Below are 14,999 nucleotides of genomic sequence, written 5' to 3' on the forward strand. Positions count from 1 at the left end.
GACGAGTTGGGTCGGTCGAGCAGGATCAGTACGCGAGGGCGCGGTCGACGGCCTCGAGGACGCGATCGGCATCCGGCAGGTGCAGGTGCTCCAGTTTCGAGACCGGGAACGGGATGTCGAACCCGGAGACGCGCAAGGGCGGTGCCTGCATCGTGTAGAACGCCTTCTCGGCCACCGTGGCGGCGATCTCGCTGCCGACGCTGACGAAGCCGGAGGCCTCTTGCGCGATGACGAGTCGGCCGGTCTTGCGGACCGACGCGAGCAGCGGCTCCCAGTCGATGGGCGAGATCGAGCGGAGATCGATGACCTCGCAGCTCGTGCCCTCGGTCTCGGCGAGCTCCGCGGCCTGCATCAGGGTGGCGACCATCGCGCCGTGGCCGACGAGGGTGACCTCGGTGCCGGTGCGGGCGACGCGGGTGGTGTGCATCGGGACGTGGCCGTCGACGAGGTCGACCTGACCCTTCGGCCAGTACCGCGACTTCGGCTCGAGGAAGACCACCGGGTCCTTCGACGCGATCGCTTCCTGGATCATCCAGTAGGCGTCGTTCGGGGTGCTCGGGCTCACCACGCGCAGACCCGGGGTGTGCGCGAAGTACGCCTCGGGCGACTCCTGGTGGTGCTCGACGGCACCGATGTGGCCGCCGTAGGGGATGCGGATGACGACCGGCAGCGACATGTGCGCCGGCAGACGGTTCGCCATCTTCGCGAGCTGCGAGGTGATCTGGTCGAACCCCGGCCAGACGAAGCCGTCGAACTGGATCTCGACCACGGGGCGGTAGCCGCGCAGGGCCAGGCCGATCGCGGTGCCGATGATGCCGGCCTCGGCGAGCGGGGTGTCCCGCACGCGCTCGGGGCCGAACCGCTCCTGCAGGCCCTCGGTGATGCGGAAGACACCGCCGAGCGCGCCGATGTCCTCGCCCATCAGCAGGACCTTGTCGTCCGCCTGCATGGCGGCGGCGAGCCCGGCGTTGAGCGCCTTGGCCATCGGGAGGGTCGGGGTGGGGTCGCTCGGGATCTCGCCGGCGCCCGGGTGGGAGCGCAGCGTGTAGTCGAAGAGCTGCTCGGTGGTGCTCATGCGTGGGCGCCCCCTTCGAAGCCGGCCTCGTACTGTTCGAGCCAGGCCTTCTGCTCGGCGACCAGCGGATGCGGTTCGCGGTACACGTTGTCGAACATGACGTCGACCGACGGCGGCGTCAGGGCCACCGTGCGGCGTCGGACGTCGGCGGCGATGTCCTCGCCCTCTTCGTCGAACGCGGCGAACTGCTCGTCCGTCGCGCCCTTCGAGCGGAGGTACGCCTCGGAGCGGGTGATCGGGTCGCGACGGACCCATTCCTCGAGCTCGTCGTCGCCGCGGTACCGGCTCGGGTCGTCCGAGCTGGTGTGCGCACCGATGCGGTAGGTGTCGGCCTCGATGAACGCCGGGCCCTGGCCGCTGCGCGCGTGGTCGGTCGCGACGACCGACGCCGTGTACGAGGCGAGGATGTCGTTGCCGTCGATCAGCACGCTCGGGATCCCGAAGCCGCGCGGGCGGTCGACGAGGGGCGTCGGGGACTGCACCGCCACCGGAACCGAGATCGCCCAGTGGTTGTTCTGCAGGAAGAAGACGACGGGCGCCTTCGTCGACGCCGAGAAGACGTAGGCCTCGTTGACGTCGCCCTGGCTGGTCGCTCCGTCGCCGAAGTACACGATGGAGCATGCGTCGCGGTCCGGGTCACCGGTACCGACGTCGCCGTCGAGCATCTGGCCGAGTGCGTAGCCCGTGGCGTGCAGGGTCTGCGACCCGATCACCAGGGTGGAGATGTGGGTGTTGCCGCGCTGGTCCGGGTCCCACCCGCCGTGGGTCTGCCCGCGGTACATCGCGATGATCTCCATCGGCTCGACGCCGCGCTGCATCGTGACGGCGTGCTCGCGGTACGAGGGGAAGACGTGGTCCTGGGCGCGCAGGGCGAAGGCGGAACCGGTCTGTGCGGCTTCCTGCCCGTGGCTCGGCACCCAGAGGCCGAGCTGACCGGTGCGCTGGAGGTTGTGGCCGGCGTGGTCGAACCGTCGGGTGAGGACCATGCGGCGGTGCATCGCCAGCAGGGTCTCGTCGGGGATCGCTCGCGCAGCGGCGGCGAACTCGGCGTTCTCGTCGGTCTCCACGAACCGACCCTCGGGGTCGAGGAGCCGGACGGTGGTCGTCGCGGGAGCCGCGGCGCGGAATGACATGCGGGCCAGCGTAGCGGCAGCCATCAGTCGGCCACCTGGAGGTCCCCCACAAGCGAGCGGGCCGTTTCGAGGAGCGTTTCCACAGCCTCGTGCTCGCCGATCGAGATGCGGATGCCCTCGGGGTGGAAGGCCCGGACGATGATGCCGGCGTCCTCGAAGGCGGTGGCGGCGACCGCGGTCCGCTCCCCCGTCGGCAACCAGACGAAGTTGCCCTGTGCATCCGGCACGGCCCAGCCCTGCTCGCGGAGCTCGGCGACGATGTGGTCGCGCTGCACGGCGAGCTCGGCGACCCGCTCGAGCAGCTCGCCCTCGCGCTCCAGGCTCGCGAGCGCGGCCGCCTGGCCCTGTGCGGTGACGGACAGCGGGATGGCGCACGCACGGACGGCCTCGAGCACGTAGGCCGGGCCGAGCGCGTAGCCGACCCGCAGCCCGGCGAGTCCGTACGCCTTGGAGAAGGTGCGGAGGACGACCAGGTTCGGGTACCGCTCGAGCAGCGGGTGCCCGTGCACGGCGGACTCGTCGGTGACGAACTCGGCGTATGCCTCGTCGAGCACGACCAGCACCGACGACGGCACGGTGGCCATGAACGCCTCGAACTCGGCGGCGGTGACGATCGGGCCGGTCGGGTTGTTCGGCGTGCAGACGATCACCATGCGGGTGCGGTCGGTGACGGCGGCGGCCATCGCGTCGAGGTCGTGCCCGCCGTCGGGACGGTTCGGCACCTGCACGCTGGTGGCGCCGGCGACGGTGACGACCCCGGGGTACGCCTCGAAGGAGCGCCAGGCGTAGACGATCTCGTCACCGGGACCCGACGTGGCACGGGCGAGCTCGTGCAGGATCGCGACGCTGCCGGGGGCGACGTGGACCTCGTCGGCGGTCAGGCCGAAGCGGTTCGCCAGGACGGCCCGCACGGCGAGCGCGGTGGCGTCGGGGTAGCGGTTGTAGGAGGTCTGGGCCTGGACCGCCTCGACGACACCGGGGAGCGGCGGGAACGGGTTCTCGTTGCTCGACAGCTTGAAGGCCTCGGCCGAGGCCTGCCGTCCCTGCTTGTACGCGGGGAGGATCGCGATCTCGGGTCGGATGTACACACGCTGCTCGCTCACCGGTTCAGGGTATCTGCACACCACCGGCGTTCCGAGGGCATCATGAGTCCATGCGATTCCTCGTCCGCCTCGTCGTCAACGCCGTCGCCCTCTGGCTCACCACGCTCATCGTCAGCGGCGTCTCGGTCACGCCGTTCGGCGACGGCGGGACCCTCGCGACCGTCCTCACCTACCTGCTCGTGGCGTTCGTGTTCGGCCTCGTGAACGCGGTGATCGGCACGCTCATCCGGATCGTCGCGTTCCCGATCTACATCCTGACGCTCGGGCTCATCTCGTTCATCGTCAACGGGATCCTGCTGCTCATCGTCGCCGGGATCTCCGACGCGTTCGGCTTCGGGCTCGAGGTCGAGTCGTTCGGCTGGGGCATCGTCGGCGCCTTCGTGCTCGCGGTCTTCGCCTGGCTGATCGGGCTGTTCGTCCGCCCGGTGCTCAACCGCTCGCGCGCGTGACCACTGCGGACGTCGCGGGCGAGAGTCCGCTGCGTCATGATGTCCCCATGACCCAGGACGTCGACGCCCCGTTCCGCGTCTCGTTCGTCTGCAGCGGCAACATCTGCCGCTCCCCGATGGCCGGTGTCGTCTTCGCGCAGCTCGCCGCGGACGCCGGGCTGTCCGATCGGTTCCACGTCGAGTCCGCGGGCACCGGTGACTGGCACGTCGGCGAACCGGCCGACGAGCGCACGATCGCAGCCCTCGCGGCACGCGGATACGATGGCAGCAGGCATCGCGCCCGTCAGTTCGACCCGGACCGGTTCCCGGACCTCGATCTGGTGGTCGCACTCGACCGCTCCCACGAACGCGTCCTGCGCTCGTGGGCACCGACCATGGACGACTCCGCCAAGGTGACGCTCCTGCTGCGGTACGACGACGCCTGGCCCCAGCAGACCGACGTGCCGGACCCGTACTACGCGGACCGGCACGAGTTCGACCGAGTGCTCTCGACCGTCGAACGGGCCTGCCGGGCGCTCTTCCACCAGCTCGAGCCGGCAGTCCGTCAGGGAGCCCCATGACCCCCCTTCCCCCGCAGCCGATCAGCCCGCTCGACGGGCGCTACTACCCGATCGTGCACACGGTGGGCGAGCACCTCTCCGAGGCCGGCCTCAACCGCGCGCGCATCGTGGTCGAGGTCGAGTGGCTCATCTTCCTGACCGACCACGCGATGTTCACCACGTCGCCGCTGAGCGTCGACGACAAGGCCGCACTCCGCCAGGTCGTCGAGACGTTCGGGCAGGACCAGATCGCGGAGCTCGCCGAGATCGAGGCGACGACCCGCCACGACGTCAAGGCCGTGGAGTACTTCGTCCGCCGCCGGCTGTCCGAGCTCGGCCTCGACGCGATCGCCGAGCTGACCCACTTCGCCGCCACGAGCGAGGACGTCAACAACCTGTCCTACGCGCTCACCGTGCGGGACACCGTCGACCAGGTCTGGTTGCCGGCCTACCGTGCCGTGCTCGAGAAGCTCCGGACACTCGCCGTCGAGCTCCGTGCCGTGCCGATGCTCTCCCACACCCACGGCCAGCCGGCGACCCCGTCGACGCTCGGCAAGGAGCTCGCGGTCGTCGTCTACCGCCTCGAACGCGTCCTCGCCCAGATCGAGGGCGGCGAGTACCTCGGCAAGTTCTCCGGCGCGACCGGCACCTTCTCGGCGCACCTCGCCGCGGACCCCGAGGCCGACTGGCCGACGCTGTCCCGCGAGTTCGTCGAGGGACTCGGTCTCACCTGGAACCCGCTCACCACGCAGATCGAGTCGCACGACTGGCAGGCCGAGCTGTACGACCGGGTCCGGCACGCCAACCGCATCCTGCACAACCTGGCGACCGACGTGTGGACCTACATCTCGATGGGGTACTTCACGCAGATCCCGGTCGCCGGTGCCACGGGCTCGTCGACCATGCCGCACAAGATCAACCCGATCCGGTTCGAGAACGCCGAGGCGAACCTCGAGATCTCGTCGGCGCTGTTCTCCACGCTGTCCGAGACCCTGGTGACGAGCCGGCTGCAGCGCGACCTGACCGACTCCACCACGCAGCGCAACATCGGCGTCGCGTTCGGGCACTCGCTGCTCGCGCTCGACAACCTGCGCCGCGGGCTCGGTGAGATCTCGGTGAACCAGGAACGGCTCGCCGAGGACCTCGACCACAACTGGGAGGTGCTGGCCGAGGCGATCCAGACGGTGATCCGCGCCGAGGTCACCGCCGGGCAGTCGAACATCGAGGACCCGTACGCGATGCTCAAGGAGCTCACCCGCGGCAAGCGCATCGGGCAGGCCGAGCTCGTGGCGTTCGTGAACGGCCTGGACATCTCGTCCGGCGCCAAGGCCCGGCTGACGAACCTCACGCCGGCGTCGTACACGGGCCTGGCGGACGAGCTCGTCGACCACCTGGACGTCTGACGCGCGTCCGCTCGCACTTCGTGAGCAGAAATGGTCGGGTTCCGTGACGGGACCCGACCATTTCTGCTCACGAAGCGCCCCGCGGCGCCCGCGGCGCCCGCGGCGGCGGGCGGAGGGAAACATCGGGCAACGAAACGGCACCGAGGGGTGCGGAATCCTCATGAAGTCGATAGGTTCGTCCTGCTGAGCACCATCTCAGCACGGGGGGCGTCGGAGTGGACGAACCCTGTCCTCTGACCGGATGGATCTGTAGAACCGTGCTTCGTTCCCGCATCACCGCGGCCGCCGTCGGCGCCACCGTGCTCGGCGTCACCGCTGCGCTCGTCCCCACCGTCTCCACCGCCAACGTCTCCGTCGACGCCGCTTCGGCCGTCGTCACGTGGAAGGACTCGGCCGCCGACTTCACCGCGGCGCCCGAGGGCACCTTCCCCCTCACCGACCAGTGGTACTGGGCGGCGCTGTCCGACCCCACCGCCGGCGGGAAGATCACCGACTTCGCCACGCTCGACGAGGACGGCGTCTCCGTCTCCGAGGGCGAGGCCGTCGGCCTGGTCCGCGGGCTCACCAAGCCGGTCGCCCCGAGCGACCTCGGTGCCCTCGCGTCCGGCATCAGCAGCACGACGACCGGCGCGACGACGTTCGGCCTCGCGATCCAGGAGGGCGACGACGACAGCGCCCAGACCGTGGTCTTCGCCACCGACCAGGCGAACGGCGAGGGCGTCGTCGACGGTCTGAGCAACTGGCTCGACCCCGAGACGGGCGAGGTCGAGTCGACCTCCGCACTCGCCGCCGACCTGCGGGCCGCAGACGCCGAGGTCGTCGGCTACATCGTCTACGTCGGCATCGACGTGGCCGGTGAGGTCACCGCGCCGCCCGCGACGGACGAGCCCACCGAGACGCCGGCGCCGACCGACGAGCCGACCACCGCACCGACCGACGAGCCGACGGTCGCGCCGACCGACGAGCCCACCACGGCACCGACCGACGAGCCGACCACGGCCCCGACCGACGAGCCCACGGCTCCGACCACCCCGGTCGAGCAGGCACCCGGCGCCGAGCTGAAGAGCCTCGCCTCGCCGCTCGAGTCCAGCGCCCAGGCCCTCGCCGCCGACGCCAGCGGTTCGATCTCGTCGCTGCGCATCGACGACACGACGACGTACTTCACGCCGCAGCCCACCGCGGCCGCGCGCCTGGTCACCTCGTCGGCCACCCTGACCGAGGCCACCACCACCGGTGTCCGCGTCCAGGGCTCGGGCTTCGCACCGTTCGAGGTCGTGGGTGCCGGCGTCGGCACCTCTGCCCAGGGCACGGACATCCCCGGGGTCGCGCTCCGCGCCGACGCCGAGGGCAACGTGGCCGGCACGATCGTCCTGCCCGCCGACTTCGTGAACGCAGCAGGCACCTACACGATCGGCCTCGTCGGCACCTCGTCGGCACAGACCGCCCAGGCGACGCTCACCGTGACGGCCGACCCGGCCGTCGCACCGGTCGCCGTCCCGGTGCCCGGAACGGCGACCTTCACGGGCTGATCTTGCCGATCCTCCCGACCGAGCCACGGCGGCGCGCGACCCTGATCGCCGCCGCCGTGGCCGTCGTCTGTGCGGGGGCCGTCGCGTTCGTCGCGTTCGGCCCCCTGTCCGCGTCGCCCACGCCGACGCACTCCGTCGCCGCGACCCCGACGGCCGCTCCCACGGCCACCCGGACGCCGTCGTCCACGCCGGAGCCCGGGAAGGTCGACGCGATCGACGCCCCGGAGAGCACGACCGTCGCGGCGGTCCGAGGCGACAGCGTGCCGGTCAGTCGGACGGCGGGCGGTGCCGCGACCACGACCCTGTCGAACCCGCAGGCGTCCGGCGCTCCACTGGTCTTCCGCGTCGTCGACCAGCAGGACGGCTGGGCCGAGGTCCAGCTCGCGCAGCGTCCGAACGGCAGCACCGGCTGGGTCCCGACGAGTGCGGTCACCCTCTCCGAGGACCCGTACGCGATCGTCGTGACCCGTTCCACGAACACCCTCGACCTGTACAAGAGCGGCAGGGTCGTGCACTCCTACCCCGTCGCGACGGGCACCGGGGGCACGCCGTCACCGACCGGACGGTTCGCGCTGACGGAACTGCTCGCGCCGACGAACGCCGGGTACGGTCCGTACGCCTACGGCACGACCGCGTTCTCGGACGTCCTCAACTCCTTCGGCGGCGGCCCTGGTCAGATCGGCCTGCACGGCACCGACGACACCTCGAGCATCGGCACGGCGGCCTCGCACGGTTGCATCCGGATGCACAACGCGGACATCTCCGCGCTCGCCGAGCTCCTGCCGCTCGGCACCCCCTTCCAGGTGCGCTGACTTCCAGGTGCGCTGAGCGCCAAGGCCGCGCACTTCGTGAGCAGCAACGGTCGGGTTCCGAGACGGGACCCGACCATTGCTGCTCACGAAGCGGGTCTGCCGCAGCGCGACACCCGGCCTGGAGGCGCGGCGTGCGCCCGGCAGTGGGCGCGACCACGTCAGGTGGTGACGTCCAGGGCCTCGGCGACCAGCGCCTCCAGGACGGTGCGCACCACGGGGCGGACCGCGCGGTCGGGGCGGACGAGTGCCTCGAGCCGGCGGCCGGCGCGGACGTCCGCGAGTTCTGCCAGGTGGAACCGGCCGCGCGCCCGGGTGCCCGACGTGTACCGCGGCACGAGGGCGACGCCGTGCCCCGCCGCGACGAGGTTCTCGATGACGGGCAGGTGGATCGTCCGGAACGCGACGCTCGGCGGGGTGTCCGACGCGGCGGCCATCGCCTGCAGCACCCGGTCGATCGGGTAGCCCTCCGGTACGCCGATCCAGGTCTCGCCGACGACCTCGTCGATCCCGACGCGCTGCCGGCCCTCGAGCCGGTGTCCCGGCGGGAGCGCCACGTCGAGCGGTTCCCGCAGCAGCGGCACCGTCTCGAGGGCGCTCCGCTCCACCGGTCGGACGCCGTCGGACCGGTGGCCCACGACGACGTCGTGGTCGGCCGCGAGCGGAGCGAACTCCCCCTCGCTGACGTCCACGTCGACCAGGGTCAGCGCGATGCCCGGGTGCTCGCGCATCCGGGTGAGGACCCCGGGCAGCAGCAGTTCCGCGGCGGACGGGAAGATCGCGAGGTCGACCTGCCCCGTGGCACCGCCGAGGTGTTCCTGCCAGGCCGCGTCGACGCGGGCGATCGCCGTCGCGACCCCGGTGGACAGGCCCGCGAGCACCTCGCCGTGCCCGGTCAGCCGGACGCCTCGGCCCACCCGTTCGACGAGCGGGACGCCGACCTGGCGTTGCAGCGTCTGCAGCTGTTGCGACACCGCACTCGGCGTGCGGTGGGTCGCCTCGGCGACGGCGGTCACGCTGCCGCGCTCGGCGAGTTCGCGGAGGACGGCGAGCAGCTGCACGTCGAAGTCGACCATGCAGGCAGGCTACAACGTCGATGGCGGAAGTCTCGCTGGACCTACACGATCGAGACGGCCACGATCGGAGCATGACCGCACGTGACCGTCTCCTCGCCGTGGTCGTCGCGGTCGTCTGGGGCCTGAACTTCCCCGCGACGGCCCTCGCCCTCGAGCACTTCCCGCCGTTCCTGCTCGCCGCCCTGCGCTTCACGATCCTGGCGGTCCCGACACTGCTGTTCGTGCCGCGGCCGAGGATCCCGTTCGGACGACTGCTGCTCGTCGGGTTCGGGCTCGGCGTGCTGCAGTTCTCGTTCCTGTACCTGAGCATGGCGTCCGGGATGCCGTCGGGGCTCGCGTCGCTCGTGCTGCAGGCCTCGGCGCCGTTCACCGTCGTGCTCGCCGGGGTGTTCCTGCGCGAACGGCTCACCGGGCGGCAGGTGATCGGCGTGACGATCGCGGTCGCTGCCCTCGGCCTGATCGCCGTGCACCGCTCCCAGACCGCAGCGCTGCTGCCCGTGGTGCTGGCGCTGTGCGGGGCGCTCGGATGGGCGATCGGCAACGTCGCGACCCGACGAGCAGGAGCCGCGAACCCGTTGCACCTGACGCTGTGGTGGTCCGTCGTGCCGCCGATCCCGATGGCCGTGCTGTCGTTCGTGGTCGAGGGGCCGGACCGCATCGGCGCCGCACTCGGCACGGCCTTCACCGCCGAGGCCCTGCCGGCGGACCTCGGTCTGCTCTACATCGTCCTCGTCGCGACCCTGGTGGGCTACGGCATCTGGTCGCGGCTCATGGCGACCTACCCGTCGAGCACCGTCGCACCGTTCTCGATGCTCGTGCCCGTCGTCGGGGTGCTCGCGTCGTGGGCGGCGTTCGGCGAGGTGCCCGACCTGGTCGAGGTCCTCGCCGGCGCGGTCGTGGTCGCCGCGGTGCTGTGGTCGTCCCGCCCGGCGCGGGGCAGCGGGCCGCGATCGTCCACCGGCGGCGAGTTCGCAAGACGCGCCGCGGCCGTGTCGCCGAGGTCGTACGACATGCTGTCCGGACCGCTCGCGAGCGGCAGTCCGCGCGACCTCGAACCGACCATCAGCCCCGGTGCTGGCGACGTTCCGCGATGATCCCGGCGAGCGCGCCGCGCAGGTGCGGGTACCGGAACTCGTAGCCGGCCTCGAGCAGCCGGCTCGGCACCACCCACCGGCTCTTCAGCACCAGCTCGGTCTCGGTGCGGATCGCGAACGACCCGATCTCGAGCATCCAGCGCGGCGTCGGCAGCCCGAACCGCCGACCGACGGCGTCCCGGATCGTCGCCATCACGGTGCGGTTGTCCGACGGGTTCGGGCTCGACACGTTGAGCGGCCCCTCGAGCTCCGGGTGGTCGCGGACGAAGCGGATCGTGCCGAGGACGTCGGCGATGTGCACCCAGCTGAACCGCTGCCGCCCACGGGTCGGTCGGTGGTGGTGGTACGTGCCGGCCCGGAGCCGGGAGCGCGTCGGCACCCAGGCACCGTCGTACTGCGGGCCGCCGAGCCCGGTCTGCGCGAGCCGGAGGAGCGGGACCAGGGCGCTGCCGTCACCGAAGACGATCGCCATCCGGAGCGCCACCCGTCGGGTGTGCGGCAGGTCGGCGGAGAAGAACGCGTCCTCCCACGCTCGGGCCACCGAGACGGAGAAGCCCTCGCCGAGCTCACCCGTCGCGTCGTCCTGCGGGCGGTCGTCGGCGTGCCGGTAGATCGTCGCGGTGGAGGCGTTCACCCACAGCGGCGGCGGGTGTTCCGCGGTGCGGATCGCCTCGGCGAGCTCGAGCGTGGTGTCCACCCGGGAGCGCACGATCTCCGCCCTGTTCCGGCGGCCGTACCGGCAGTTCACACTCTTGCCCGCCATGTTCACGACGAGGGCTGCACCGTCGACGAGCTCGCGGATCCGCATCGTGTTGCCCCACACCGCGTCGCCGGTCCGCCCGACCGTGACGACCTGGTAGCCCTCCTCGGTGAAGGCATCGCGCAGGTACTGCCCCACGAACCCGCTCGCTCCCGCGATCACGACGCGGCCCATCTGGTCGCTCATCTCATCCCCGTCCTGTGTCCGGCGCGATCTCGTACCGGAACGCCCCCTCGTACCGGTACAGCGTGCCGAGCACCGGTGCCGAGAGCACCAGGGACACGCGCTGCACGTCCGCTTCGTCATCGAATCGTTCCATCAGCGTCACACGCGGCGCGATCAGGGCCGGGAGGCGCACCTCGCGTCCCAGCGCTCGGAACGTCACACGCGTGGAGACCAGGCGCAGGGCGCCCGCGTCGGGGCCGTCCGCGTCGACCTCCGCCCGGAGCCGGGCGCTGACGCGCCCGTGGCGACCGAGGTGGTCGACCAGGCCGTCCGGTTCGGCGGTGATGGCGTCCACCATCGTGCGGCTGCCGGTACGGAACCGGAAGGTGCGGTGCGCGCGGACCGCGGGGCGGGCCTCCCGTCCGGCACGACCACGACGGACGCGAGCCGGGAGGTTCTCGACCGTGAAGGGGACGTCCCGCTCCCAGACCGGGAACATCACGGCATCGCGCGCGAACACCGCGAGCAGTGGCCAGAGCCAGCGGCGAGGTGTGCCGACGACGTCGAACACCCCTTCACCGCGGCCGACGTGGCCGGACGGGATCGGACCGAAGTAGGTGCTGAGTCGGGGGTGCAGGCGGGCCAGCACCTCCGGGGGCGTGGACAGCTCGTACGGCGACCGGGTCACGGTCTCGATCCTGGCATGTCGTCGGTGCGGATCCCTACGATGTGGCACATGGGACACGACCACGGGCACTCGCACGGGCACGCGTCCGAGCGCGCCCTGCTCGTGGCGTTCTGCATCTCCGCGGGCATCCTGCTTGCCGAGGTGATCGGCGCCGTCGTCACCGGCTCGCTCGCACTGCTCGTCGACGCCGGCCACATGGTCGTGGACACCGGTGGGCTCGGCATCGGACTCGTCGCCACCCGGCTCGCCCGCCGTTCCCCGACCGCGCAGCGCACGTGGGGCTTCCAGCGGGCCGAGGTCCTCGGGGCCACGGCGCAGGCGGCGATCCTGCTCGCGGTCGGCGTGTACGTGATCATCTCGGCGATCCAGCGACTGTTCGTGCCGGCGGACATCCACTCCGGGCCACTCCTGGTGTTCGGGATCATCGGACTCGTCGGCAACCTGGTCGCCTACGCCGTGCTGCTGCGGGCCTCCGGCGAGGGGTTCACCTCACGCGCCGCCCGGCTCGAGGTCCTGAACGACACCCTCGGCTCCGTCGCCGTCATCGCCGCCGCCATCGTGCTCATGCTGACCGGGTGGGAGCGGGCGGACTCGGTCGCCGCGATCCTGATCGGACTGCTCATCCTGCCGCGGGCGATCCGGCTGCTGCGCGAGACCGCGAACGTGCTGCTCGAGTCGACGCCGCCGGGGCTCGACCTCGATGCCGTGCGGGGCCACATCCTCGAGCTCGACCACGTCATCGCGGTGCACGACCTGCACGCGACCCTGGTGGCGACGGGCGTCCCGAACCTGACCGCGCACGTGGTGGTGGACGACCACTGCTTCTCGACGGCGCACGCTCCGCGGATCCTCGACGAGCTGCAGCAGTGCGTGGCGGAGCACTTCGACGTCCCGGTGGAGCACTCGACGTTCCAGTTGGAGCCGGCGTCGCACCGGCGGCACGAGCACGAGGTGCACGCGTAGCGGTTGCGTTCGGGCGCGGCGGGTTGCGCACGTTCGCGACGTTCCACGAGGCGATCGACGCGTGTTCTGTCGCAAGATGCGCACGCAACTGGTGCACGCGCATGTTCCGACAGAACACGAGGCGATCAACCGGTGTTCTGCCGCAGAACCGGTGCGCGTCAGCAGTCGTCGGTGCTGGTCGGGTACGCCGTGATGACGCGGTCGTTGGTGGCGGAGACGATCACCTTGACGAACGGGTCGTCGTCCGGCCGCGAGCCGTCGTCGAACCGCACCGGCGCCGCGTAGCAGACCTTGCCGTCGCCGGCGTCGACGGGGAAGCCGGACCTCGGTGCGGTCAGGGCCGTCTGCACCGCGGTCAACATGGCGTCGTCCCAGTCGCGGGAGCCGTGCCCGGCGACGACGTCCTGCCAGTCGGCGGTGTGCCGGATGCGGATGTGCTCGTAGCCCTGCCCCGAGTTCCCGCACTCCATCGTGACCCGGCCGAGTGCCGCGGTGTCGTACTCGGCGACGGCCGCCCGGGTCGTGCTGTCGCACCGTGCGAGGGCGGCAGACCCGGGCAGGTCGGGCCCCGTGCGGGTGATGGTGACGGTGCTGTCACCCGCGGGCGATGCAGCACCGGTCGTCGCACCGACGGTCGAACCGCCGCCGGTCGAGCCGCGGATGGTCGAGCCGCCGATGGTCGGGTCGTCCGCGCCCTGCCGCGCCGTCAGGAACAGCCCGCCCGCGAGGAGACCAGCGGCCACCACGGCCGCGATCCCGGTGATGACGGGACGGTTGCGGTTCTGGGGCACGCGCCCAGTATGCCGGAGGCGGATCGTGCGTCCGGGCCGGGTCACGCCTCCGGGCCGGGTCGCGGACGACGGGTAGACGGGATGCGCCGGGCAGACCGGCCGCGCCGGGCAGACGGGTTGCGCCGGGGACGGACGGGAGGCCCGCCCCGCGTCAGGCGCGCGCGGCCAGCCGGGTCCCGGCGACGACGGCCAGGACGGCGACGAGCACCACGTACCCGATCAGGACGGGGAGCGTCGGGATCACCAGGAGCGCCGCGCCGACCGCCACGACCGGCACCGTGAGCCCGGCGTAGGCGATGAGGAAGGTGGCAGCGAGCACTCCGCCGCGACGCTCCGGGCCGACGAGGGCCCCGGCGCTGGCGATGCTGGCCCGGAAGAGCAGACCGACCCCGGCACCGGCGATGACGCCACCGCCGATGAAGCCGGCGACCTGCAGCAACAGCGCGGCGACGGCCAGGATCACGAGTCCGCCGACGAGCAGCACCATGCCGAGACGGATCTGCTTCCGCTGCGTCAGTCGGGCGAACACGATCTGCGACACCGCACTCGCGGCGAACACCCCGAAGGTCGTGGCGCCGGCAGCGAGCCGGTCGGTGACGTGGAAGGTGGTACCGAGGAACGACGGCGCGACCGAGGTGAAGAGTCCCTGCACCGCGAGGGCCGCGAACGCTGCGGTACCGGCGGCCCAGAACTCGGCGCCCTTGCCCTCCGGTGCCTGCATGCGCTGCGGGCGGTAGGGCACGGGGGTGGTCGGGCGGTCGACGGTCTCCGGGACGGCGAGCACGAGGGCGAACGCGATGGCGAGGGCGACGACGAAGACGACGTACGGGACCATCAGCGGCTGCCCGACGAACTCGGCGAGTGCGCCACCGACGAGGGCCCCGAGTGACAGGCCGCCGAGGTTGACCGCACCGGCCGCGACGCTCGCACCCTTCGCGGAGTCGGGCGAACCGGTCGCGCGGACGCGGAGCTCCCCGAGGTGCGCGGTCGCGGTGGCCGTGAGCAGTCCGACACCGAGGCCGGTGACGAGCCGGGCGACGATCAACCCGGAGACGTCGTTCCACACGAGGAAGAGCACGGCGGCCACGAGCTCGAGCGCGATCGACACGAGGATGAGCGGTCGGCGTCCGTGCACGTCGCTGAGGTGGCCGGCGAGGTACAGCGCACCGACGACGCCGACGCCGTACGCGGCGAAGATCACCGTCGTCGTGAAGGTCGGGAAGCCGTCGCGCGCCTGGTAGATGACGTACAGCGGTGCGGGGACGGTCGCGAAGGCCATCACCGAGAGGAACGCGAAGGCGACGGCCCAGAAGCCGAACCCGTGGCGCCGACGCGTGTGGGAACCGTGTCCGCGAGGTGCGGACACGCGCTGACTGGCCGGGGCTTCCGTGACGGTTGACATGCTCCGATGATGACGCCCGG

The 14,999-nt window shown here is 71.7% G+C and carries 15 protein-coding genes; 7 read left to right on the forward strand and 8 right to left on the reverse strand.

Annotation, left to right across the window (positions count from 1 at the left end):
- Nucleotides 1-25 precede the first annotated feature (25 nt).
- From EDF19_RS05095 to EDF19_RS05105, 3 genes are all read right to left on the reverse strand, one after another.
- Nucleotides 26-985: an alpha-ketoacid dehydrogenase subunit beta gene (locus EDF19_RS05095; protein WP_123679954.1), complete on the reverse strand. Its 960-nt coding sequence runs from the start codon at nt 983-985 to the stop codon at nt 26-28.
- Nucleotides 986-1,071: 86 nt separating this feature from the next.
- Nucleotides 1,072-2,208, reverse strand: coding sequence for a thiamine pyrophosphate-dependent enzyme (locus EDF19_RS05100; RefSeq protein ID WP_123679780.1), 1,137 nt, complete (start codon nt 2,206-2,208; stop codon nt 1,072-1,074).
- Nucleotides 2,209-2,231: 23 nt separating this feature from the next.
- Nucleotides 2,232-3,311: a histidinol-phosphate transaminase gene (locus tag EDF19_RS05105; RefSeq protein WP_123679781.1), complete on the reverse strand. Its 1,080-nt coding sequence runs from the start codon at nt 3,309-3,311 to the stop codon at nt 2,232-2,234.
- Nucleotides 3,312-3,361: 50 nt separating this feature from the next.
- Between EDF19_RS05105 and EDF19_RS05110 the strand changes: the two genes are divergently transcribed.
- The 5 genes from EDF19_RS05110 (at nt 3,362) to EDF19_RS05130 (ending at nt 8,043) form a co-directional block, all read left to right on the forward strand.
- A complete protein-coding gene (locus EDF19_RS05110; protein WP_123679782.1) occupies nt 3,362-3,760 on the forward strand; it encodes a phage holin family protein in 399 nt (132 codons plus the stop codon).
- Nucleotides 3,761-3,807: 47 nt separating this feature from the next.
- Nucleotides 3,808-4,320: a low molecular weight protein-tyrosine-phosphatase gene (locus EDF19_RS05115; protein ID WP_123679783.1), complete on the forward strand. Its 513-nt coding sequence runs from the start codon at nt 3,808-3,810 to the stop codon at nt 4,318-4,320.
- A complete protein-coding gene (gene purB, locus EDF19_RS05120; RefSeq protein WP_123679784.1) occupies nt 4,317-5,702 on the forward strand; it encodes an adenylosuccinate lyase in 1,386 nt (461 codons plus the stop codon). The genes EDF19_RS05115 and purB overlap by 4 nt, the downstream gene beginning before the upstream one ends.
- Nucleotides 5,703-5,959: 257 nt before the next feature.
- Nucleotides 5,960-7,231, forward strand: coding sequence for a hypothetical protein (locus EDF19_RS05125; RefSeq protein WP_123679785.1), 1,272 nt, complete (start codon nt 5,960-5,962; stop codon nt 7,229-7,231).
- 2 nt (nt 7,232-7,233) lie between these two features.
- Nucleotides 7,234-8,043, forward strand: coding sequence for a L,D-transpeptidase family protein (locus EDF19_RS05130; protein ID WP_260216934.1), 810 nt, complete (start codon nt 7,234-7,236; stop codon nt 8,041-8,043).
- Nucleotides 8,044-8,201: 158 nt separating this feature from the next.
- Here EDF19_RS05130 and EDF19_RS05135 read toward each other — a convergent pair whose 3' ends face one another.
- Nucleotides 8,202-9,116, reverse strand: coding sequence for a LysR family transcriptional regulator (locus EDF19_RS05135; protein ID WP_123679786.1), 915 nt, complete (start codon nt 9,114-9,116; stop codon nt 8,202-8,204).
- 71 nt (nt 9,117-9,187) lie between these two features.
- On the opposite strand from EDF19_RS05135, the gene EDF19_RS05140 reads away from it, so the two are divergent.
- On the forward strand, nt 9,188-10,210 hold the full coding sequence (locus EDF19_RS05140; RefSeq protein WP_123679787.1) for an EamA family transporter: 1,023 nt from the start codon (nt 9,188-9,190) through the stop codon (nt 10,208-10,210).
- On the opposite strand, the gene EDF19_RS05145 is transcribed toward EDF19_RS05140, so the two are convergent.
- Together EDF19_RS05145 and EDF19_RS05150 are read right to left on the reverse strand one after the other, a co-directional pair.
- Nucleotides 10,179-11,156, reverse strand: coding sequence for an epimerase (locus tag EDF19_RS05145; RefSeq protein WP_123679788.1), 978 nt, complete (start codon nt 11,154-11,156; stop codon nt 10,179-10,181). The two genes, EDF19_RS05140 and EDF19_RS05145, sit on opposite strands and share 32 nt — an antisense overlap.
- A 1-nt stretch (nt 11,157) precedes the next feature.
- Nucleotides 11,158-11,823 (reverse strand): DUF4166 domain-containing protein, encoded by a 666-nt coding sequence (locus EDF19_RS05150; protein WP_123679789.1) that lies wholly within the window; start codon nt 11,821-11,823, stop codon nt 11,158-11,160.
- A 48-nt stretch (nt 11,824-11,871) separates the two neighbouring features.
- Between EDF19_RS05150 and EDF19_RS05155 the strand changes: the two genes are divergently transcribed.
- Nucleotides 11,872-12,786, forward strand: coding sequence for a cation diffusion facilitator family transporter (locus EDF19_RS05155; protein ID WP_123679790.1), 915 nt, complete (start codon nt 11,872-11,874; stop codon nt 12,784-12,786).
- A 158-nt stretch (nt 12,787-12,944) separates the two neighbouring features.
- Here the strand turns inward: EDF19_RS05155 and EDF19_RS05160 are convergent, their stop codons facing one another.
- Nucleotides 12,945-13,577, reverse strand: coding sequence for a hypothetical protein (locus EDF19_RS05160; protein WP_123679791.1), 633 nt, complete (start codon nt 13,575-13,577; stop codon nt 12,945-12,947).
- A gap of 151 nt (nt 13,578-13,728) precedes the next feature.
- Nucleotides 13,729-14,979: an MFS transporter gene (locus tag EDF19_RS05165; protein ID WP_260216937.1), complete on the reverse strand. Its 1,251-nt coding sequence runs from the start codon at nt 14,977-14,979 to the stop codon at nt 13,729-13,731.
- Nucleotides 14,980-14,999: the final 20 nt, after the last annotated feature.

This window comes from Curtobacterium sp. PhB115 (assembly GCF_003752025.1).
Classification (GTDB): domain Bacteria; phylum Actinomycetota; class Actinomycetes; order Actinomycetales; family Microbacteriaceae; genus Curtobacterium.

Bases quoted from the DNA above. Each gene is read 5' to 3' on its own strand.
- EDF19_RS05115 (WP_123679783.1), top strand. From the start codon at position 3,808: ATGACCCAGGACGTCGACGCCCCGTTCCGCGTCTCGTTCGTCTGCAGC.
- EDF19_RS05145 (WP_123679788.1), bottom strand. From the start codon at position 11,156: ATGAGCGACCAGATGGGCCGCGTCGTGATCGCGGGAGCGAGCGGGTTC.
- EDF19_RS05095 (WP_123679954.1), bottom strand. From the start codon at position 985: ATGGCCAAGGCGCTCAACGCCGGGCTCGCCGCCGCCATGCAGGCGGAC.
- EDF19_RS05155 (WP_123679790.1), top strand. From the start codon at position 11,872: ATGGGACACGACCACGGGCACTCGCACGGGCACGCGTCCGAGCGCGCC.
- EDF19_RS05110 (WP_123679782.1), top strand. From the start codon at position 3,362: ATGCGATTCCTCGTCCGCCTCGTCGTCAACGCCGTCGCCCTCTGGCTC.
- purB (WP_123679784.1), top strand. From the start codon at position 4,317: ATGACCCCCCTTCCCCCGCAGCCGATCAGCCCGCTCGACGGGCGCTAC.
- EDF19_RS05135 (WP_123679786.1), bottom strand. From the start codon at position 9,116: ATGGTCGACTTCGACGTGCAGCTGCTCGCCGTCCTCCGCGAACTCGCC.
- EDF19_RS05140 (WP_123679787.1), top strand. From the start codon at position 9,188: ATGACCGCACGTGACCGTCTCCTCGCCGTGGTCGTCGCGGTCGTCTGG.
- EDF19_RS05165 (WP_260216937.1), bottom strand. From the start codon at position 14,979: ATGTCAACCGTCACGGAAGCCCCGGCCAGTCAGCGCGTGTCCGCACCT.
- EDF19_RS05100 (WP_123679780.1), bottom strand. From the start codon at position 2,208: ATGTCATTCCGCGCCGCGGCTCCCGCGACGACCACCGTCCGGCTCCTC.